Annotated in this window: 13 protein-coding genes; 12 read left to right on the plus strand and 1 reads right to left on the minus strand. The window is 72.3% G+C overall.

Annotated elements, in window-relative coordinates; translation table 11 throughout:
* Positions 1–483: 483 nt before the first annotated feature.
* The 8 genes from ACIPRD_RS15590 to ACIPRD_RS15625 all read left to right on the plus strand — a co-directional run bounded on the left by ACIPRD_RS15590 (position 484) and on the right by ACIPRD_RS15625 (position 15,195).
* On the plus strand, positions 484–2,643 hold the full coding sequence (locus tag ACIPRD_RS15590; protein ID WP_401563322.1) for a RecQ family ATP-dependent DNA helicase: 2,160 nt from the start codon (positions 484–486) through the stop codon (positions 2,641–2,643).
* Positions 2,644–2,911: 268 nt separating this feature from the next.
* Positions 2,912–4,705: a DUF4192 family protein gene (locus tag ACIPRD_RS15595; protein ID WP_401563325.1), complete on the plus strand. Its 1,794-nt coding sequence runs from the start codon at positions 2,912–2,914 to the stop codon at positions 4,703–4,705.
* A 414-nt stretch (positions 4,706–5,119) separates the two neighbouring features.
* On the plus strand, positions 5,120–7,333 hold the full coding sequence (locus ACIPRD_RS15600; protein WP_401563328.1) for a glycogen debranching N-terminal domain-containing protein: 2,214 nt from the start codon (positions 5,120–5,122) through the stop codon (positions 7,331–7,333).
* 219 nt (positions 7,334–7,552) lie between these two features.
* On the plus strand, positions 7,553–8,311 hold the full coding sequence (locus ACIPRD_RS15605; protein ID WP_356406757.1) for an NUDIX hydrolase: 759 nt from the start codon (positions 7,553–7,555) through the stop codon (positions 8,309–8,311).
* A 261-nt stretch (positions 8,312–8,572) separates the two neighbouring features.
* Positions 8,573–11,233: an ATP-binding cassette domain-containing protein gene (locus tag ACIPRD_RS15610; RefSeq protein ID WP_401563330.1), complete on the plus strand. Its 2,661-nt coding sequence runs from the start codon at positions 8,573–8,575 to the stop codon at positions 11,231–11,233.
* A gap of 162 nt (positions 11,234–11,395) precedes the next feature.
* On the plus strand, positions 11,396–12,283 hold the full coding sequence (locus ACIPRD_RS15615) for a FadR/GntR family transcriptional regulator (protein ID WP_356406751.1): 888 nt from the start codon (positions 11,396–11,398) through the stop codon (positions 12,281–12,283).
* 425 nt (positions 12,284–12,708) lie between these two features.
* Complete coding sequence (locus ACIPRD_RS15620; protein WP_356406748.1) at positions 12,709–14,241, plus strand: RNA polymerase sigma factor; 1,533 nt, start codon at positions 12,709–12,711, stop codon at positions 14,239–14,241.
* Positions 14,242–14,373: 132 nt separating this feature from the next.
* Positions 14,374–15,195, plus strand: a complete 822-nt coding sequence (locus ACIPRD_RS15625; protein ID WP_356406745.1) for a serine protease — start codon at positions 14,374–14,376, stop codon at positions 15,193–15,195.
* Positions 15,196–15,342: 147 nt separating this feature from the next.
* Here the strand turns inward: ACIPRD_RS15625 and ACIPRD_RS15630 are convergent, their stop codons facing one another.
* A complete protein-coding gene (locus ACIPRD_RS15630) occupies positions 15,343–15,573 on the minus strand; it encodes a hypothetical protein (protein WP_356406742.1) in 231 nt (76 codons plus the stop codon).
* A 441-nt stretch (positions 15,574–16,014) separates the two neighbouring features.
* Here ACIPRD_RS15630 and ACIPRD_RS15635 point away from each other — a divergent pair, with 441 nt between their 5' ends.
* The 4 genes from ACIPRD_RS15635 (at position 16,015) to ACIPRD_RS15650 (ending at position 20,746) form a co-directional block, all read left to right on the plus strand.
* Positions 16,015–18,138, plus strand: a complete 2,124-nt coding sequence (locus ACIPRD_RS15635; RefSeq protein WP_356406739.1) for a DNA topoisomerase IV subunit B — start codon at positions 16,015–16,017, stop codon at positions 18,136–18,138.
* A gap of 255 nt (positions 18,139–18,393) precedes the next feature.
* Positions 18,394–18,915 (plus strand): DUF1453 domain-containing protein, encoded by a 522-nt coding sequence (locus tag ACIPRD_RS15640; protein WP_401563333.1) that lies wholly within the window; start codon positions 18,394–18,396, stop codon positions 18,913–18,915.
* On the plus strand, positions 18,912–20,063 hold the full coding sequence (locus ACIPRD_RS15645; protein ID WP_401563335.1) for a sensor histidine kinase: 1,152 nt from the start codon (positions 18,912–18,914) through the stop codon (positions 20,061–20,063). The genes ACIPRD_RS15640 and ACIPRD_RS15645 overlap by 4 nt, the downstream gene beginning before the upstream one ends.
* Positions 20,060–20,746 carry a response regulator gene (locus tag ACIPRD_RS15650; RefSeq protein ID WP_401563338.1) on the plus strand — a complete coding sequence of 229 codons (687 nt, stop codon included), beginning with the start codon at positions 20,060–20,062 and terminating at the stop codon, positions 20,744–20,746. Before ACIPRD_RS15645 ends, ACIPRD_RS15650 begins: the two co-directional genes overlap by 4 nt.
* Positions 20,747–20,796 lie beyond the last annotated feature (50 nt).

Raw genomic sequence — 20,796 nt, forward strand, 5'->3', positions numbered from 1 at the left:
CACACTGAGGGCGAGGTCGGATTCGGGGGAGCGCGCACCGCAGGGAAGCCCAACCGGATCACGGGCCGGCCGTGCGGGGAGCGGAATTCAATTCTTCCTCTCGAACTGGAATGCGGCAACGAGCAATTGGGGTCGCCGAGGGGTATCTGGTGGTGTGTGATGTATATCCCTACCCACAGAGGTGCCTGTCGACGCCCGGGACGACCCGTCGAGGTGCGCGAAGACCGTTCCGGCCGTCCGTGACGAACCGTTCCGGCCGCGCGTGAAGAATCGTTCCGGCCTCGCCGGACGATGCGTCCCGGTCTCCCGTGACGATGCGTCCGGCCTCCCGTGACAGAGCGTCCCGGTCTCCTGCGATGGAGCGTCCTGGTCCCGCGTGCCCGACCGTTCCGGTCCGGCGTGACGAAGCGGGTGCCCCCGGTTCTCACCGCGGCCGCCCGCGCGGATTGGCCGATCGTCGTCGCCATCGGGTTGCATGGGGGTATGGACCCTGTGGAACTCCGTACCGAAGCCGATGCCGTCCTCGCCGAGCTCGTGGGCGATCCGGGAGGGACGGCGCGGCTGCGGGAGGACCAGTGGCAGGCGGTCGAGGCGCTGGTGCGCGACCACCGTCGTGCGCTCGTCGTGCAGCGCACCGGCTGGGGCAAGTCGGCGGTGTACTTCGTCGCCACCGCCCTGCTCCGCCGGCGCGGCGCCGGCCCGACCGTGATCGTCTCGCCGCTGCTCGCGCTCATGCGCAACCAGGTCGAGGCGGCCGAGCGGGCCGGTATCCGGGCGCGCACCATCAACTCGGCCAACCCGGAGGAGTGGGACACCATCCAGGAGGAGGTGGAGCGGGGCGAGACCGACGTTCTCCTCGTCAGTCCCGAACGCCTGAACTCCGTGGACTTCCGGGCGCAGATGCTGCCCCGGCTCGCGGCCACGACCGGCCTCCTCGTCGTGGACGAGGCGCACTGCATCTCCGACTGGGGCCACGACTTCCGCCCGGACTACCGCAGGCTGCGCGCGATGCTCGCCGACCTCGCCCCCGGCGTCCCGGTGCTCGCCACCACCGCGACCGCCAACGCGCGCGTCACCGCGGACGTCGCCGAGCAGCTGGGCACCGGCGCCGGTGAGGCCCTGGTGCTGCGCGGCTCGCTGGAGAGGGAGAGCCTGCGGCTCGGCGTGGTCGAGCTGCCGGACGCCGCGCACCGCCTGGCCTGGCTGGCCGAGCATCTGGACGAGCTGCCCGGCTCCGGGATCATCTACACGCTCACCGTCGCCGCGGCCGAGGAGGCGACCGCCTTCCTGCGGCAGAGGGGCTTCAAGGTCGCCTCCTACACGGGCCGCACGGAGAACGCGGACCGCCTCCAGGCGGAGTCCGACCTCAAGGACAACCGCGTCAAGGCGCTGGTGGCGACCTCGGCGCTCGGGATGGGGTTCGACAAGCCGGACCTCGGCTTCGTGGTCCACCTCGGATCGCCGTCCTCGCCGATCGCCTACTACCAGCAGGTCGGCCGCGCGGGCCGCGGCGTGGAGCACGCCGACGTGCTGATGCTGCCCGGCAAGGAGGACGAGGCGATCTGGCGCTACTTCGCCGATACGGCCTTCCCGCCCGAGGCGCAGGTCCGCCAGACCCTCGCGTCCCTCGCCGACGCGGGACGGCCGCTGTCCGTGCCGGCCCTGGAGGCCGCGGTGGACCTCAGGCGCACCCGTCTGGAGACGATGCTGAAGGTCCTCGACGTGGACGGTGCCGTGCGCCGCGTGAAGGGCGGCTGGGAGAGCACAGGGCAGTCCTGGGCGTACGACACCGAGCGCTACGCGTGGGTGGCGCGGCAGCGTGCGGCCGAGCGACAGGCCATGCGCGACTACGTGAGCACGTCCGAGTGCCGGATGGAGTTCCTGCGCCGCCAGCTGGACGACCAGGGGGCCGTCCCGTGCGGCCGCTGCGACAACTGCGCGGGCGACTGGGTCGGTTCGTCCGTCTCGGCCGACGCGCTCACGGGTGCGGAGAAGGAGCTCGACCGCCCGGGAGTGGAGGTCGAGCCGCGCCGGATGTGGCCGACGGGCATGCCGGCCCTGGGCATCGATCTCAAGGGCCGCATCCCGGCGAAGGAACAGTGCTCCACCGGGCGGGCCCTGGGCCGGCTCTCGGACATCGGCTGGGGCAACCGGCTGCGCCCGCTGCTGGCCGAGGGCGCTCCCGACGGCCCGGTTCCCGACGACGTCCTGCGGGCGGCGGTGGCGGTCCTCGCCGACTGGGCGCGTTCCCCGGGCGGCTGGGCCTCGCCGGGCCCGGACGCCGCGGCCCGGCCGGTGGGGGTCGTCGCCGTGCCCTCCCTGTCCCGTCCGCAACTGGTCGGTTCCCTCGCGCAGGGCATCGCGGGCATCGGCCGCCTTCCCTTCCTGGGCACCCTGACCTCCACGGACCCGAGCGGCGCGCACACCGCTCGCCGCAGCAACTCCGCCCAGCGACTGAGGTCGCTGTCCGGCGCCTTCGCCGTCTCCGCCGACCTGGCCGGCGCGCTCGCGGAATCTTCCGGCCCCGTTCTGCTGGTGGACGACATGACGGACTCCGGCTGGACTCTCGCCGTCGCCGCCCGGCTGCTCCGCCAGGCCGGATGCCAGGAGGTTCTGCCGCTGGTCCTCGCGGCGGCGGGCTGAGTCGGGTTGAGTCGGGCTGTCCGCTGTCCGCTGTCCGCTGTCCGCTGTCCACTGGACGCGGGTGGCGGGTGGCGGGAGGTGGCCGCGTTCGGCGGTCCCGGGCGAGGCTCGTATCGGCGGTCTCCGGCGAGGGGGCGCCGCCGGTTTCGGCCGAGGGCCGTGTCGACGGTCGTGCCGCCAGTCTCGGGCGATGAATTCTTGTCGTGTCCCTGGTGCGAGTTATCCACAGGCTCAAGCGGGATTTCGAGAACCGCGAGATCGTCTGGGCATGACGAATCACGGCGAATCCACCGGATCCTTCGAAAACGGCGACATCACGGGAGGAATGCATCGCGGTGTCACGCGGGGAATCCCGCTCGACGGTCGCTCCGCGCACGACGCCCAGGTCACCCTGCGCACCCCCGCCGAACTGGCCGACGCCCTGCCGTACCTGCTCGGCTACCGGCCCGAGGACAGCATGGTCCTGGTCGCGCTCCACGACCGGGGCGGCCGGGGCAGGTTCGGCGGCCGGGCCCGCCTGGGCATCCCGGCCTCCGAGGACGACTGGGCGGCGGCCGCGCGGCAACTGGCCAGGGGGCTGGTGACCGGCAGCGAGCGCCGCGGCGCCAAGCCCGAGCAGATGGTCGCCTACGTCTGCCAGGAACCGCGCCCGGGTGAGTCCGGCCAGGACGTCAAACGCCGGCTCGGCCCGCTCGCCCACCTGCTGCGCACCGAGTGCGGCGGTCTCGACGTACCGGTGATCGAGACCCTGTGCATCTCCGACGGCCGCTTCTGGTCGTACTCCTGCCCGCTCGTCGGATGCTGTCCGGCCGAAGGAACACCGATGGGACTGCCCGGCACCTCGGTGCTCGCCGCGGCCGCCACCTACGCCGGCATCCAGGTGCGTGGCACCCTGCGCGAACTGCGGGCCAGGATGCTGCCCTGGGAGACTTCGGCCGCGCTCGAACAGGAGGTCGCCCTGGACGCCGCGGGCATGGCGCTGGTGCCCCGCATCCTGGACGAGGCGATGCGCGCGGAGGTCGCCGTGGAGACCCTCGGCCTCGCCGATCGCGTCATCCGCCGGTTCGCGGCGGCACCCCCGGTCACGGGTACCCACACGGCCGACGCCCGGGACGACGCGCTGCTCGCGCACGACGAGGCCGCGACGCTGATCCTCGGACTCCAGGACCGTACGACGCGCGACCGGGCGGCCGCCTGGATGGAGGGCGAGGAAGCCGCCCCGGCTCTGCGGCTCTGGCGCGCGCTGGCCCGCCGCTGCGTCGGACCGTACGGCGAGCACGCCGCGGCCCCGCTGACCCTGGCCGGCTGGGTCGCCTGGTCGAGCGGCGACGAACTGGAAGCCCGCGAGGCCCTGGCGATGGCCCTGGGCGCGGATCCCGACTACCTGTTCGCCCGCCTCCTGCACCAGGCCTGCAACGAGGGGCTCGACCCCGAGGCGGTCCGCCGGTGCCTGCGCGCGGACCGGACCGGACCTGCTGCGGCCGGGAGCACGGACGACGCTCTGGACGAGGGTCGGGGGGAATCCGCGGAGACGAACCGTGGCCAGGTGCAGAACCGCCCCGCTCCTGGGCAGGGGCCCGGTGTGGATCAGGCGTCGCGCCGGGAGGGCACGCCGGGCGGTGGCAAGCCGGCTGTTGGAGCCGGGTCCGGGGAGCAGGCGGGGGATCAGACGGGCGACCCGGACGGCCGGCCGTCCGGCGGCGACCACGACGGAGGGGAGGCGGCGGGCCCTGCTGCCGATTCCGAGGACGCTGCCGGTTCCGAGGGCCCCACCGGTGCCGAGGACGGCACCGGCACCGGCTCCGCCTCGGCCTCACGGAACACTCCTCGCCGTCGGCGCCGCGTACGGCCCCTGGACACCGGCGACGCCGGCACCTCTCCGGAGCGAGCCACGCGCGGACAGCGGCGGTCGGCTCCCACGCACCCGCAGTCGCGCACCGCCGGACCCTCCCGCCCGGCCGGCCGCGAGCCCGGCAGCAGGCGCACCGGGGCGGCTGATTCCCCGGGCGGAGGCACCAAGGCCGACTCCATCCGCCACAGGACCGAGGCCGACGGCGGCTGAGTGCGGACCGGGGATGGCGCTGCGGCGACCGGGGATGGCGGCTGCGGGGACCGGTCCTGAACACGACAGCCGTGTCCATCGCTGCGGGGTCGCTCCAACGGGCTCGCGTTCGCCATGACCGACCCGCGTTCGTCTTCCTCGCGGCGGATCCTGCCGCAGTGGCACGGGCCCGCCGTCGGCGCGGCGAACCACGTCGGCGGGGACACGTCCCGCGCGCCGAGGGCGAGTGTCGCGCATCACACCGCCATTCGGTCGGCTTCACCGCCTGGGCGCGTGACCCGGACAACTCCCTCCGCGTTCACCTGAGTGGCGGAGCGCCGCAACGGGCGCCACCGCCGCACGACCCTTGTCCCTCCGGGCGCCTCAGCACGTCCGGCACGTCCGAGGCGCACCGTGCGCAGAGGAAGGCACGCCATGCATGAGCAGCCGACTCCGCCCTCCCTCGCCGAGGACAGACATCCGCCCCGGTTCCGCTTCGAGCCACTCCCGCCGGCGGCGGACGCCACCACCACGCGGACAGCACCTGTCGCCGTCGCCCAGGTGCCGCCCCCTCCACGCAGCGCACCGGCGACCGCATCGGTCCAGAGCCGCTCCCAGCCGTCCGCCCTCTCCACGGTCCGCGCCCCGCGGCCCGCCGGAGCCGCCGTCCCGCGCACGCAGCCTTCGGGTCCCCGCTCCATTTCCGGCCTGCCGCCCACGCACGAGGCCCTGATCTGCGTGGCACTGCCCGGCCTTGCCATCTCCGACGAACGCGGACAGCTCACCGGCCGGGGTCTCGACGGTTTCTACCGGGGCGGCCGGCGGCTGCTCTCGCGATGCCAGGTCCGGATCGCCGGACGGGAACCTCTTCCGGTGCAGGGCAGGACGATCTCGGCCGGTCAGGCCCGGTTCACGGGCACACTGCGCGCCTCGCCCGCGACGGGACCCGACCCGGACGTCGTCGTGGAACGAATGCGCCATGCCGACGGGACCGAACGCATCACGCTCCGCAACACCGGCCTGCGCCCCCTTCACCTGCCCGTCGAGATCGCCCTCGGCACCGACCTCGCGGACCTCGGAGCCGTCGCCGCCGGAACCGCGGGGCCCGAACTACCCGCGACCGTCCACGACTCGGGACTGCGCTGGACCGGCAACGGCGCCGGTGCCTGCGTGACGGCGGACCCACCACCGGCCGACGCCCTGGCCTCCGCCGGACTGCTCCGCTGGGAAGTCGCGCTGCCGCCAGGGGGAACGACGAGCCTGGAACTGCGCGTACGGCCGGTCGGAGCCGGACCGCTGCGTTCCGCGGGCCGTTCGGCGGCCGTCCCCTTCGGCCCCGCACGGGCGGCAGGCGACGACCCGCGGGCGGCCGCATGGCTGGAGGTCGCGGTCGACGACCTCCAGGCTCTGCTGGTCCGTGATCCCGCCCATCCGTCCGACACCTTCCTCGCGGCGGGCGTCCCCTGGCGCTGCGGCATGGCGCCGGCCGACGCACTCACCGCGGCACGCATGACGCTGCCCCTGGGCACCCGGCTCGCCGCGGGCACGCTGCGCACCCTGGCCCGCACCCAGGTGAAGGCCCCCGACGCGCGGGCCGGCCTGATCCCCGGCCCGCTCCGCGACTCCGGCGCGCTTCTCCCGCCCGCCTGCACCGGCACGGAGGCCACCCTTCTCTTCCCGGTGCTGCTCGCCGAGGCCCGCCTGTGGGGGCTGCCCGAACAGGAGACGCGGGAACTGCTGCCCGCGGCGGAACGTTGCCTGGCCTGGCTGCGCACCACCGCCGGTGACGGCACCTACCTCGCCGATCCGCAGCCCAAGGGCCCGGTCCGCTGCGAGACACAGGCCCACGCGTACCGCGCCGCCCTCCTCGGCGCCGATCTCCTCGACGCATACGGCAGACCCGGCGCCGACGAGCTGCGGCAATGGGCCGAAGCCCTGCGGTCCGCGTTCCAGCGGGAATTCTGGGTCGACGACCGCGGCGGCGGCCGTCCGGCCATGGCACTCGCCCCCGACGGACGGCCGCTTCCCCAGCTCTGCTCGTCCGCCGTCCACCTCCTCGACACGGGACTCCTCGGCGGCGGACGGCTCGCCCAGGGCCTCCTCGACAAGGTGCGCACCGAGCAGCTCGCCCGGCTCCTCGGCGCCCCCGCGATGGACACGGGCTGGGGGCTGCGCGGGCTCGGAGCCAAGGAGGCCGGCCACAACCCGTTCGGCCACCGGACCGGAGCCCTGCGCGTCCAGGAGACCGCGCTCGCCTTCGCGGGACTGGCCGCCGCCGGCTTCGAGAAGGAGGCCGGTGCCCTGCTGAAGGGCCTGCTGGACGCGGCGGAGCACTTCGGTCACCGGCTGCCCGACATGTTCGCGGGGGAGCAGAGGTCCACCGGGAGCGCACCTCTCCCGCACCCCGCCGCCTGCCGTCCGGCGGCCACCGCGGCCGCCTCCGCGGTCCTCGTGCTCAGCGCGCTCGCGGGCATCCGCCCCGACGTTCCCGCCGGCACGGTCACCCTGCGCCCGGTCCGCAGCGCTCCCCTCGGCGAGCTGGGCCTGACCGGACTGCGGGTGGCGGGCGCCCCCTTCGCCGTGCGGGTCAGCAGACTCGGACTCGCCATGGTCGAGGAGGCGGCGGATGCCCTGCAACTGGGAGTGTGAGCCCGTACGGCGCCGGCGAAGAACCCGCGAGGTCCCGCAGGCCGTCGTGCACGCCACCGGTTAGAACCTGGTACGACAAGTGCGTGCGACCTCGCACGACGCGACCGGCGCGACGAACAGGAGCCGACCCTGCGCCCCATACCGGAACGAAGCGGATCCGCCCTCGATGCGACCGACGAAGGGCGTGCTTATCGTCAGGCAGACGACTATGATCGCCGCATGCCCTACGACCCGTCAGCCTTCCCGCCTTTCGCCGTCACCGTTGACCTGGTCGTCCTGACCGTGCGCCGCGACGCCCTGTGCGCGCTGGCGGTGCGCAGGGGTGAGCCGCCGTTCCAGGGACGCTGGGCGCTGCCGGGCGGATTCGTGCGGGCGGACGAGGACCTCTCCCAGGCGGCGGCGCGTGAGCTGGCCGAGGAGACCGGGCTGTGCGCCCACGATCCGGAGGCGCCCGCCCAGGACAAGGGCGCCCACCTCGAACAGCTCGCCACCTACGGCGACCCCGACCGGGACCCGCGCATGCGGGTGGTCAGCGTGGCCCACCTCGCTCTCGCCCCCGACCTGCCCGCACCCCGCGCGGGCGGCGACGCGAGCAACGCGCGCTGGGCGCCGGTCGAGGAACTCCTCCAGCAGGGCGGCTACGGCCGGGACGGTGAGCCCGTGGCACCGCTCGCCTTCGACCACGCGCAGATCCTCGCCGACGGGGTGGAGCGGGCCCGGTCGAAGATCGAGTACTCGTCGCTGGCCACGGCGTTCTGCCCGCCCGAGTTCACCGTCGGCGAGCTGCGCCGGGTCTACGAGGCGGTGTGGGGTGTGGCGCTGGATCCGCGCAACTTCCACCGCAAGGTCACGGGAACGCCCGGGTTCCTCGTTCCCACCGGTGGCACGACCACCCGCCAGGGCGGCAGGCCGGCCCAGCTCTTCAGGGCCGGCGGCGCCACCCTGCTCAATCCGCCGATGCTCCGCCCCGAGGTCTGACGGGACCCTGCGGAGCGCGCGAGCCTCACGCGGCAGGCGGAGCCCGCCGGAACCTGACGGGATCCGGCCGGCTCCGTATGCGAACGCCGCCGGACGCACCGGATGCGCGAGAGGGGCGGCGCCCGCCATGACGAGGGATCGTCCCTGCCCTGTCCGGTGGTCCCCCGAACGGCCCACCCAGGTTGCGCCACTGGGCACACCACCCAGCCGTAAATCAGGCGATGAGCGAAAAAACGGACACCGCGCGCTATCTTGCGTCAGGTGATCCAGGCCTTCGGACTGACCAGTAATCCCCGCAAGGCGCACCCGCCCGACGTCGACGACGTCTCGTTCGAAGCGCGTGCCGGCCACGTCACCTCGCTCCTCGGGGCGACGGGCGCGGGCAAGACGACCGTGCTCCGGCTGGCGCTCGAACTCCAGCAGGGGCGAGGCATCACCTGCTTCAGAGGGCGCCCCCTGCACCGGATCGCCCACCCCGCGCGCGAGGTGGGAGTGCTCCTCGGCGACGTGCCGGGGCACCCCGCCCGCTCGGTCCGCGGCCACCTGCGCATGCTCTGCGCCGCGGCCGGAGTTCCCGCCCGGCGCGCCGACGAGGTGCTCGAAGTGGTCGGACTCGCCGGACTCCGCGAGGAGCGGCTCGGCACGCTGTCGCGCGGCATGGACCGCAGGCTCGGCCTCGCCTGCGCCCTGCTCGGCGACCCGCACACCCTCGTCCTGGACGAACCCACCGAAGGCCTCTCCGCCGGTGAGGCGCGCTGGGTGCACGGCATGCTGCGGGCGCACGCCTCCCAAGGGGGAACGGTGCTCGTCACGACCGCCGACCCCAAGGAGGCCTCGCGCACGGCGGACCACGTCGTCACTCTCGACGGCGGACGGCTCGTCGCCGACCAGAAGGCCGGGGACTTCGCCCGCACCCGCCTGCGCCCCCGTGTGGCCGTCCGCAGCCCCCACGCCGCCCGCCTGGCGGCGCTCATCACCAAAGAGGCCCGTGTCGGACGGCGTTCTGTCGAGGTCGTGCGCGAGGACGGCAATCGCCTGTCCGTGTACGGCAGTACGACGGCCGACATCGGCGAGATGGCGTTCCGGCACGGCATCCTCGTCCACCAACTCGCCGACGAGGTCGGAGACATGGGGCCGGGAGCGGGGGACGGCCCGGACGGCGGGACCATGACCACCGAGCCCGCGCATGTCGTCTCGGGGCCCTCGTCGGCCGAGACGGCGCGGACTTCCTCCGCGACTTCGTCCGCCGAGACAGCGCGGACCCACTCCGGGACCTCGTCCACCGAGCCCGAATCTGAGCCCGGTGCCGGAGTCCCGGTGGGCGACGAGCCGGCCGCGGCCGGGGCACGCGCGGTGTCCACCTCGTCTGCCGGAGAGCGCAGGCATGCAGCCTCCGGCGTTTCGCTGATCGGACAGAAGCAGGCCGGGCCCGGCAGGGCCCCCGGCGAGCAGCAGGCCGCCGTCGGTCTGACCGCGTTCGCGGAACCGCGCCGGCCGCACTCTCTGCCGGAACGTGCCGCCACCGACGGCGCAACGTCCGACAGCGCGACGGCGGCCACCCACCGGGCCGAGGTGAGGGCATCCGGCGCGACCGCCGGCGGACCCGGCCGGATGTCTGCCGACGGGACGTCCGCTCGCGGGGTGTCCGGCGCCGAGGCGCCCCTCGGCCGGACATCGGTCGCCGGGGCGACCGCCCGCGAGACGGCTGCCGACCCGACCGCCGCCGCAGGCGCGTCGGACGCACTGGATGCACTGGATGCGCGGAACAGGTCAGGCAGGGCGGCTGATCTGGACAGGGCGGCCGGTCCGGACAGGACAGCCGCGTCCGGCGATGCCGCCGGTCCCCGTCCCGGCGTCGGGCAGCCGGACACCGAGCGACCGGCCCCCGCTGAAGCCGCGACGGACAGAGAGCCGTCCGTCGAAGCACATGCCTCGCGATTCCCGGAGACCCCGGACGCGCGACCGGGCGCCGAGCCCTCCGCCCCGGCGGGGACCACCGGCACCGGTGCCACCTCCGCCGCCGGAGCGGCCCTGCCCGGGGCGAGGAACCCCGGCACCCGGCGCCACGAGGACGACGACTCCGAGGTCCCCGCCGGATCGCCCGGCGCGGGCACGACGACCCAGCTGCCTCCGCCGATCTCCGTCCGCTCCGCCCGCACCCCCCTGCGCCCCCTGCGCTACGAACTGCGGCGTGCCACCGGGATCGGCACCGGCTTCCTCACCTGCGGAGCCGTACTGGTGGTGTCCGCGCTCACCGCCGTGCTCCTCGCCCGGGTCGGCCACACCCCGCAGGCACGCCTGTTCGCCGCATGGCCGCGCGAACTGCCGCTGCCGCCCGTGGCGCTCGCCGCGGGACTGCTCGGCGCGCTGGCCTTCGGGGACGAGTTCCGCCACCCCGCGCTGGCGGCGGACCGCGGCACCGTGCCCCGCCGGCTGGGCCTGCTCGCCGCGAAACTCCTCGTCTCCGGAGCCACCGCCCTGCTGCTCGCCCTCCTCACCCTGGGGTGCGACGCCGAAGCGCTCTACCTCGTCTACGGCCGGGAGCTGACCGAAGTTCCCGCGGACTGGCTCTCACTGAGCGCGAGTTGGTTCGGGCTGGTGACCGGGTGCGCCTGGGCCGGGGTGCTGGCGGCCGGAGTCTTCCGGTCCACCACGGCGGGCCTCGCCGCCGTCCTGGCGGTGCCCGTCGCCGTCGTACCGCTCGCGCACAAGGCGCTCGGCGGCGAGGCCGTGAGCGTCGCCGGGGGACTCGCCGTGCGGATGCGGGAACTGCTCCTGCTGCAGTGGCCCTTCGGAGGCGAGCGCTACCTGCTCGCCACGGCCCGTGTCGTCACCCAACCCGTGGGCGGGGCAATGACGTTGTCTCTGTGCGCGCTGCTCTGCGCGTATGTGTTCACCACGCTGCGCACCAGGACGCGATGACGGCTCTCCGTATGGTTCGGGACCCGCTGTGCCCACAAGTCCCCGGGGAAAGCCCATTTCTTTCCGATAAGTCGTCAATTGCGACGGGGTGAGCGATCACCCTTTCGTGTGCTTTTCACCAAAGCCCTCAAGGGAGTTGGAGACCACGCCGACAAAGGTTCCGTGAGTACCCTTGCGCACACCATGATGACCGCCGCCCGCTCCACCGACTCCGGTCTGGTCGGCCCGGGCGAACTCGACCGTTACCCCTACTCCGAGGGCCCGGTGCCCGACCGCGTCACGCCCCCCGCCTGGGACGGGGTGGAACCCGAGCTGGGCCGGGTGGGCCGCCGTACCGCGGGCAGCCGTGGACGCGGACTGCACGGCCAGCTCGTCCAGCAGCTGGGCCAGATGATCGTCTCCGGGGACCTGGGCGCGGACCGCCCCCTGGTGCCCGAGGAGATCGGCCAGCGATTCGAGGTCTCCCGCACCGTCGTCCGCGAGTCCCTTCGCGTTCTCGAGGCCAAGGGGCTCGTCAGCGCCCGCCCGAACGTCGGTACCCGCGTGCGGCCCGTCAGTGACTGGAACCTCCTGGACCCGGACATCATCGAGTGGCGGGCCTTTGGGCCGCAGCGCGACGATCAGCGCCGTGAGCTGAGCGAGCTGCGCTGGACGATCGAGCCGCTCGCCGCCCGCCTCGCCGCCGGGCACGGCCGTGAGGAGGTGCAGCAGCGCCTCTCGGACATGGTCGAGATCATGAGCCACGCCCTCGCGCAGGGTGACGCGCTGACCTTCTCCCGTGCCGACGCGGAGTTCCATGGTCTGCTCATCCAGATCGCGGGCAACCGCATGCTCGAACACCTCTCCGGGATCGTCTCGGCCGCCCTCCAGGTCTCCGGCGGTCCGGTCACGGGCTGCGACCGGCCGAACGAGGCGTCGGTCGCCCAGCACGCCCGGATCGTGGACGCGCTCGGCACCGGCGACGGGACCGCGGCCGAGTCGGCCGTGCGTCAGCTGCTCACCATCCACCCCGAGGTGGAGCGCGTGGTTCCCGCCCCGCGGGAGCACTGACCGGAAGCGGTGCGGTCGCCGGTGCGCGGCACGCGGGTGGGCCCGGGCGGCACCGGGTCCGGAACCCGGCCGCCGCCGGACCCCACCGGATTCCGCGGTCCGGCCGGGCCCGGCGCCGTGCCGGGCCGTCCGGGGCGGCGGAGCGGTTCCGGACGTGACGACAGAATCCCTCTGTGTTCGCATATGACTGCTTTTGACTGCTTACGGGGTGTGACTCGGGCCACGCAGATTGGGCGTAACGCTCTTGGAGACAGCGCGATGACCTAAGAGGTGACAGCCGAGGAAGGAATACGGACGCCGCACCAGGCGCTGTGTATCTTCCCGGCCCCCGCCCGCGCCGTCGACCCATCCCCAGGTCGGTGGTCGGCTCCTGTCCGTCGTGGACGGGGCCGGAAGCCGTTTTCCAACGTGTCGAGAGGTTGTTCGTGTCGGCCAGCACATCCCGTACGCTCCCGCCGGAGATCGCCGAGTCCGTCTCTGTCATGGCGCTCATTGAGCGGGGAAAGGCTGAGGGGCAGATCGCCGGCGACGACGTGCGTCGGGCCTTCGAAGCTGACCAGATCCCGGCCACTCAGTGGAAGAACGTACTGCGCAGCCTCAATCAGATCCTTGAGGAAGAGGGTGTGACGCTGATGGTCAGTGCGGCAGAGCCCAAGCGCACCCGAAAGAGCGTCGCAGCGAAGAGTCCGGCGAAGCGCACCGCCACCAAGACGGTCGCGGCGAAGACGGTCACCACCAGGAAGGCCACCGCGACCACGGCGGCCCCGTCCGCCGCCGCTCCGTCCGCCGATGATTCCGCCGAGGCCCCGGCCAAGAAGGCCGCGGCCAAGAAGACGGTCGCCAAGAAGGCGACCGCGAAGAAGACGGTCGCCAAGAAGACGGCCGCGAAGAAGACCGGTGCCAAGAAGGACGACGCCGAGCTCCTCGAGGACGAGGTCATCGAGGAGACCAAGGACGCGGCCGAGCCGGAAGGCACCGAGAGCGCGGGCTTCGTGCTCTCGGACGAGGACGAGGACGACGCGCCCGCCCAGCAGGTCGCGGCGGCCGGTGCCACCGCCGACCCGGTCAAGGACTACCTGAAGCAGATCGGCAAGGTCCCCCTGCTCAACGCCGAGCAGGAGGTCGAGCTCGCCAAGCGCATCGAGGCCGGTCTTTTCGCCGAGGACAAGCTGGCGAACTCCGACAAGCTCGCCCCGAAGCTCAAGCGCGAGCTGGAGATCATCGCGGAGGACGGCCGCCGCGCCAAGAACCACCTCCTGGAGGCCAACCTCCGTCTGGTGGTCTCCCTGGCCAAGCGCTACACCGGCCGCGGCATGCTCTTCCTGGACCTCATCCAGGAGGGCAACCTCGGTCTGATCCGCGCGGTCGAGAAGTTCGACTACACCAAGGGCTACAAGTTCTCCACGTACGCCACCTGGTGGATCCGTCAGGCCATCACCCGGGCCATGGCCGACCAGGCCCGCACCATCCGTATCCCGGTGCACATGGTCGAGGTCATCAACAAGCTCGCGCGCGTCCAGCGTCAGATGCTCCAGGACCTGGGCCGCGAGCCCACCCCGGAGGAGCTGGCCAAGGAACTCGACATGACCCCGGAGAAGGTCATCGAGGTCCAGAAGTACGGCCGCGAGCCCATCTCCCTGCACACCCCGCTGGGCGAGGACGGTGACAGCGAGTTCGGTGACCTCATCGAGGACTCCGAGGCCGTCGTCCCCGCCGACGCCGTCAGCTTCACGCTCCTGCAGGAGCAGCTGCACTCCGTTCTGGACACCCTGTCCGAGCGCGAGGCCGGCGTCGTCTCCATGCGCTTCGGACTCACCGACGGTCAGCCGAAGACCCTCGACGAGATCGGCAAGGTCTACGGCGTGACGCGTGAGCGCATCCGTCAGATCGAGTCCAAGACCATGTCGAAGCTGCGTCACCCGTCGCGCTCCCAGGTGCTGCGCGACTACCTCGACTAGATCGCGACCGGTACAGGTCCGAACGGCCCGAAGGCCCGGCTCCCCGTGCGGGAGCCGGGCCTTCGGGCTGCGCGCGGCGATGCGGTGCATGACTCTGGGTGTTCACACCACACCCCTGAGTGAGGAGTATCCATGCGCCGTTCCGTTGTCCGGACCTTGGTCCGGCCGCTCGTGCTCGCGGCCGCCGCCACCGCCATACCCCTGATCGGGGCGACCGCGTCCGTCGCGGACAGTGTGGTGGTCGGAGGGTTCCCGATCGACGTCTCCCAGGCCCCGTGGACGGTGGCGCTGTCCAGCCGTGACCGGTTCGGGGGTACGCGGGCGGGTCAGTTCTGCGGCGGGGTGGCGATCGCGCCGACCAAGGTGCTCACCGCGGCCCACTGCCTGGCTGACGACGTCCTCGGCTCGCCGCCGAACCGCGTGTCCGACCTCAAGGTCATCGCGGGGCGCACCGACCTGACGGGGCGAGGCGGCAAGGAGATCACGGTGAAGGACGTCCGGGTGAACCCGGGCTACGACGCCGTCGCGAACTCCGGCGACTTCGCCGTGCTCACGCTCGACAAGGAGCTGCCGCAGAAGTCCGTGGTGTCCATGGCGGCCGCCGGTGACGCGGCGTACACGCCGGGAACCCAGGCCCTGGTCTCGGGATGGGGCGACACGAGCGGCGGGGGCGCCTACCCGCGCCGGCTCCACGCCGCACGCGTCCATGTGCTGGCCGACGACCTCTGTTCCCAGGCGTACCCGGGAGGCCCGGACGGTGCTTACCGCGCCGATTCCATGCTCTGCGCCGGGGAGGCCGAGGGCGGCCCGGACGCCTGCCAGGGAGACAGCGGTGGCCCTCTGGTGGCCAAGGGCCGGCTGATCGGTCTCGTGTCCTGGGGGAGCGGGTGCGGAGAGCCGGGCCGTCCCGGTGTCTACACGCGCGTGTCCGACGTCGTGCGGCTGCTGGGGTAGCCCCGGCGCCGACGAAGGGTCGCAAAGGGCCCCAGGCGCCCTCCAGGGCGTCTCCGGGGTACACGAGCGCGGGCGGCCGCTCCTTGGAGAGGAGCGGCCGCCCGTTCACCGGCCTTCGCCGGGACTGGCTCGTCGTGGGTGCGAGGTTCAGCGCTCTTCGGTCGTGGCGGTGTCCGGGGCGGACGTCAGCCGCTCCGTCTCGTCCTGTATCTCAGCGGCGATCTTCTTGAGTTCCGGCTCGAACTTGCGACCGTGGTGGGCGCAGAAGAGCAGTTCTCCGCCGCTGAGCAGGACCACGCGCAGGTATGCCTGGGCGCCGCAGCGGTCGCAGCGATCGGCGGCCGTCAGCGGGCTCGCGGGGGTCAGAACAGTAGTCACGTCGCCTCTTCTCTAGCTCGACGAGCTGTCGTACCAGGGTCAACATCCAACCAGCCCGAAAACGTTCCCGCTCGTGGCTTTTCCTCGAAAAAATCTTTTCGAGGTGGCTGTCTGCTGCCGGTTGGCGGCGAATGTGCCGTAGTGCGTGTCTTATGTGCTTACGGGTTCGCGCAGTCTTCAGTCTCGGTCCTCCCGGCCGGGTTGCCGGTTGTTCATGAGGACGTGCCCGGAGCCTAAATGGTTCATGCCTCGAAGGGAACGTGATGTGTGCTTCACTCCATCGAGTGATCGAACACCCATGCGACCTTGGACTAGTCTGAGTTTCCCGACGAGGGTGGCGTTTCACCGGCTCTACCAGGCCTCGGTACCCTCTGAGCGGCGACCGAAGCCGGCCCCTTACCCCAAAGGGGCTCACCTGAAATTCAGCGAGGAGCGAACCGCGTGACCGCCGATACGTCCGTGCCGTCCACAGCGCTGCTGGCAGGAGCAGACCGGGACGGCTCCAACTACACCGCGCGGCACCTCCTCGTCCTCGAGGGCCTCGAGGCCGTGCGCAAGCGCCCGGGCATGTACATCGGCTCGACCGACAGCCGCGGTCTGATGCACTGCCTGTGGGAGATCATCGACAACTCCGTGGACGAGGCCCTGGGCGGGTACTGCGACCACATCGAGGTGATCATCCACGACGACGGATCCGTCGAGGTACGGGACAACGGCCGCGGCATCCCCGTGGACGTGGAGCCCAAGACCGGCCTGTCCGGCGTCGAGGTCGTCATGACCAAGCTGCACGCCGGCGGCAAGTTCGGCGGCGGCTCCTACGCCGCCTCCGGCGGCCTGCACGGCGTCGGCGCCTCGGTGGTGAACGCCCTCTCCGCCCGGCTCGACGTCGAGGTGGACCGCGGCGGCCAGACCCACGGCATCAGCTTCCGGCGTGGCGTCCCCGGCGCGTTCTCCGGGAACGGCCCGGAAGCGAAGTTCGAGGCCGCGAACGGTCTGCGCAAGGCCAAGAGGATCCCCAAGACCCGCACCGGCACCCGGGTGCGTTACTGGGCCGACCGGCAGATCTTCCTCAAGGACGCGAAGCTCTCCCTGGAGAACCTGCACCAGCGGGCCCGCCAGACCGCCTTCCTCGTGCCGGGCCTGACCATCGTCGTCCGCGACGAGCTGGGTCTCGGAGAGGGCGGAAGCAAGGGCGAGGAGTCCTTCCGCTTCGACGGCGGCATCAGCGAGTTCTGTGAGTACCTGGCCGCTGACAAGCCGGTCTGCGACATCCTCCGCTTCTCGGGTCAGGGCACCTTCAAGGAGACCGTCCCGGTCCTCGACGAGCACGGCCAGATGACGCCCACCGAGGTCACCCGAGAGCTCGGGGTGGACGTCGCGCTGCGCTGGGGCACGGGCTACGACACCGGCCTGAAGTCCTTCGTCAACATCATCGCCACCCCCAAGGGCGGCACCCACGTGGCCGGCTTCGAGCAGGCGCTCACCAAGACGATGAACGACGTCCTGCGCGCCAAGAAGATGCTGCGCGTCGCCGAGGACGGCGTCACCAAGGACGACGCCATGGAGGGCCTGACCGCGGTCGTCACCGTGCGCCTGGCCGAGCCGCAGTTCGAGGGCCAGACCAAGGAGGTGCTCGGCACCTCGGCGGCCCGCCGCATCGTCGCCAACGTGGTCTCCAACGAACTCAAGGCGTTCCTCACCTCGACCAAGCGGGACGCCGCGGCGCAGGCCCGGGTCGTCATGGAGAAGGTGGTCGCCGCCGCGCGTACACGTGTCGCGGCCCGCCAGCACAAGGACGCGCAGCGCCGCAAGACGGCTCTGGAGTCCTCCTCCCTGCCGGCCAAGCTCGCCGACTGCCGCAGCGACGACGTCGACCGCAGCGAGCTGTTCATCGTCGAGGGCGACTCCGCGCTCGGTACGGCCAAACTGGCCCGCAACTCCGAGTTCCAGGCGCTGCTGCCGATCCGAGGCAAGATCCTCAACGTGCAGCGGTCCTCCGTGACCGACATGCTGAAGAACGCCGAATGCGGCGCGATCATCCAGGTCATAGGAGCGGGCTCGGGTCGTACCTTCGACATCGACGCTGCCCGCTACGGCAAGATCATCATGATGACCGACGCCGATGTGGACGGCTCCCACATCCGCTGCCTGCTGCTGACGCTTTTCCAGCGCTACATGCGGCCCATGGTCGAGGCGGGCCGGGTCTTCGCCGCGGTGCCCCCGCTGCACCGCATCGAGCTGGTCCAGCCCAAGAAGGGCCAGGACAAGTACGTCTACACGTACTCGGACCGCGAGCTGCGCGACACGCTCATGGAGTTCCAGCGCAAGGGGGTCCGCTACAAGGACTCCATCCAGCGCTACAAGGGACTGGGCGAGATGGACGCCGACCAGCTGGCCGAGACCACGATGGACCCCCGTCACCGCACCCTGCGCCGGATCAACCTCGCCGACCTCGAAGCGGCGGAGGGGACCTTCGATCTGCTCATGGGCAATGACGTGGCCCCGCGCAAGGAGTTCATCTCCAGCTCGGCCGCGACGCTGGACCGCTCGCGCATCGACGCGTAGCACGTCGCACCGGCGCGCAGTCCTTTACGCGCCGAATCGTGAAGCCGGCCGGGGCCCCGGCCGGCCAGGTGCCCGCGCACCTCGGCCGGCCGGGGCCCCGGCGCAGGTTCTCCACCCTGGGGTGGAGACAGCGGATGTGCGGCTTCCACCCGTGATCCACCCGCGCTCCGATCTCACGACCGCCGGATCTCCGTAGATTCGATGGTGTCGGCGGCGATCGCTCCCGACACCCCCTTCTCCCTCACGGAGGCCGTCATGTCCGGGCTGATCAACGCGCTCGTGATCGTCGCCGTCGTCGCCCTGGTGATCGGCCGGCAGTTCCGCGAGCGTCCGGTCGACACGGACCGGCGCTGGTGGCTGCTGCCGGTGATCCTCGTGGTCGTGGCGCTGCGCGAACATGCCGTGCTCGACCCCCACCGCCCTGCCGCGTCCGCGAGCCTGCTCGCCGTGGAAGTGCTCATAGGGCTGGCCACGGGAGCGGGCTGGGCCTGGACCAGCAGGGTGTGGCGCGCCCCGGACGGCGTCGTGTGGACCAGGAGCAGCAAGGCGAGTGCCGCCGTCTGGGGCACGGGCATAGTCGTACGGGTCGGCCTCTTCGCGCTCGGCCGGGTCATGGGAGTTCACCAGGACACCTCCGCCCTGATGATCGGCCTCGCCGCCACCCTGCTGGTCCGCGCCGGGATCGTCACCTGGCGGGCCCGGGCCCTCGTCGCCTCCGAGACCGTCCCCGCGGTGAACGGTGACAGCCTGGCGACGGTCGGGAAGGGGCGCGCATGACGGAGAACGTCTGGACACGCTGGCCCTCGCGCGAGGCACTCGGCCGCAACGGCGTCACCGGCCCCCGGCTCCTGCTCACCTGGAGCATCCGGCTCCTGGTCCTCGGCATGCTCCTGTGGAGCGCCTTCAGCCGGAGCGACGTCGGACCCTGGGACGCGCTGGCGGGAGCGGCAGGCGTACTGCTGGCCGGACTCGTCTCCTGGGGCTTCTTCCGCACCACGTACGCGCACCGGCTGGTTCCCTCCCTGGCACTCATGGGAGTGCTCCTGGGCATCGCCGTCGCGGCTCAGGCCACCGGGTTCCGGGGGCCCGCGCTGGTCATCTGGTGCGGCTGCGGTGTCTCCTCCCTGGAGCGGCTTCCCCTCGCGGCGGCGCTGCCCGTGGCGTCCGTGGCGCTCACCTCGTACTCCGCGTTCAACAACGACGTATGGCTGACCACGGCCGCCGCCGTGGCGGGGATGGCCCTGGCCGGATACGTGATGCGTCTGGACGCCGAGGCGCGGGGCAACGCGCAGCGGCTGCTCGTCCAGGAGCGGGCCGCGCGGGCCGCCGAGGCGGAGTCGGCGGCCCTGGCCGAGCGGGCCAGGATCGCCCGGGAGATCCACGACGTGCTGGCGCACAGCCTCTCGGCCCAGATGGTGCACCTGGAGGCGGCCCGGCTCCTGCTCGAACGCGGCGCCGACCGGCAGCAGGTCCTGGAACGGGTGGTGGCCGCCCGGGGAATGGCCCGTGACGGCCTCTCCGAGACCCGGCAGGCGCTCTCCGCGCTGCGCGGTGATCTCAGTCCGCTGGAGGACTTCCTGACCGAAGTGGTCGGCCGGACCGACGGCGCGGAGGTCACCGTGACGGGTGAGTGCAGACCGCTTCCCGTCGAAGCCTCCCAGGCCGTGCGCCGCGTGGCGCAGGAGGCCATGACCAACGTCCGCAAGCACGCGCCGGGCGCCGAGGTGCAGGTGCGGCTCGACTACAGCGACCACGAAGTGACCCTGCGCGTGCGTGATTCGGGCGGGCGGCCGGGCGAACTCGCAGGGTCCGGCGGCGGGTACGGTCTGCTGGGTATGCGGGAGCGCGCCGAACTGCTGGGAGGCTCGCTGGACGCCGGTCCGGACGAAGAGGGGTTCACGGTGACGCTGAAGGTGCCCGTATGACGGGAACGGAGGGGGAGAAGAAGTCCGCGCGGGTGGTGGTCGCCGACGACCAGACCGTGGTGCGGGAGGGGATCGTGATGCTGCTCGGACTGCTGCCCGGGGTGGAGGTCGTCGGCTCCGCGGGGGACGGCGAGGAAGCCGTACGGCTGGTCGGGGAACTCGCCCCGGACGTGGTGCTGATGGACCTGCGGATGCCGCGCTGCGACGGCGTGGAGGCCACCCGCAGGATCCGGACGCGGTATCCGGGCACCCAGGTCGTGGTGCTGACCACGTTCGCCGACGACGAGTCGCTGTTCCCCGCGCTGCGTGCCGGAGCGCGGGGCTATCTCACCAAGGACGCCGGCGGTGAGGAGATCGTGCGGGCCGTGGAGAGCGTCCTGTCGGGCGAGGCCGGGCTGTCGCCGAGCATTCAACGCCGTTTGCTGGAGCGACTTTCGGAGCCCCGGAGCGGGGCCGTGGCGCCGGCGGATCCTCCCGACGGACTGACCGCGCGGGAGGCCGAAGTGCTGGTGCTGATCGCCGAGGGACTCACCAACCAGGAGATCGCCCGGAGACTGCACGTCTCCACCGCCACGGTGAAGACGCACATCAACAATCTCTTCGCCAAGACGGGGCTCAAGGACCGCGCGCAGGCGGTGCGTTACGCCTATGCGAAGGGACTCGTGCTGCCCCAGGTGGATTGAGTCACCTAATGGGGTGAAGTGCGGGGGGAAGAAGAGTCAGGGATCTTCCC

It is taken from the genome of Streptomyces sp. NPDC090108 (assembly GCF_044747185.1).
Classification (GTDB): domain Bacteria; phylum Actinomycetota; class Actinomycetes; order Streptomycetales; family Streptomycetaceae; genus Streptomyces.

Bases quoted from the DNA above. Each gene is read 5' to 3' on its own strand.
- ACIPRD_RS15590 (WP_401563322.1), top strand. From the start codon at position 484: ATGGACCCTGTGGAACTCCGTACCGAAGCCGATGCCGTCCTCGCCGAG.
- ACIPRD_RS15595 (WP_401563325.1), top strand. From the start codon at position 2,912: ATGACGAATCACGGCGAATCCACCGGATCCTTCGAAAACGGCGACATC.
- ACIPRD_RS15600 (WP_401563328.1), top strand. From the start codon at position 5,120: ATGCATGAGCAGCCGACTCCGCCCTCCCTCGCCGAGGACAGACATCCG.
- ACIPRD_RS15605 (WP_356406757.1), top strand. From the start codon at position 7,553: ATGCCCTACGACCCGTCAGCCTTCCCGCCTTTCGCCGTCACCGTTGAC.
- ACIPRD_RS15625 (WP_356406745.1), top strand. From the start codon at position 14,374: ATGCGCCGTTCCGTTGTCCGGACCTTGGTCCGGCCGCTCGTGCTCGCG.
- ACIPRD_RS15640 (WP_401563333.1), top strand. From the start codon at position 18,394: ATGTCCGGGCTGATCAACGCGCTCGTGATCGTCGCCGTCGTCGCCCTG.
- ACIPRD_RS15645 (WP_401563335.1), top strand. From the start codon at position 18,912: ATGACGGAGAACGTCTGGACACGCTGGCCCTCGCGCGAGGCACTCGGC.
- ACIPRD_RS15650 (WP_401563338.1), top strand. From the start codon at position 20,060: ATGACGGGAACGGAGGGGGAGAAGAAGTCCGCGCGGGTGGTGGTCGCC.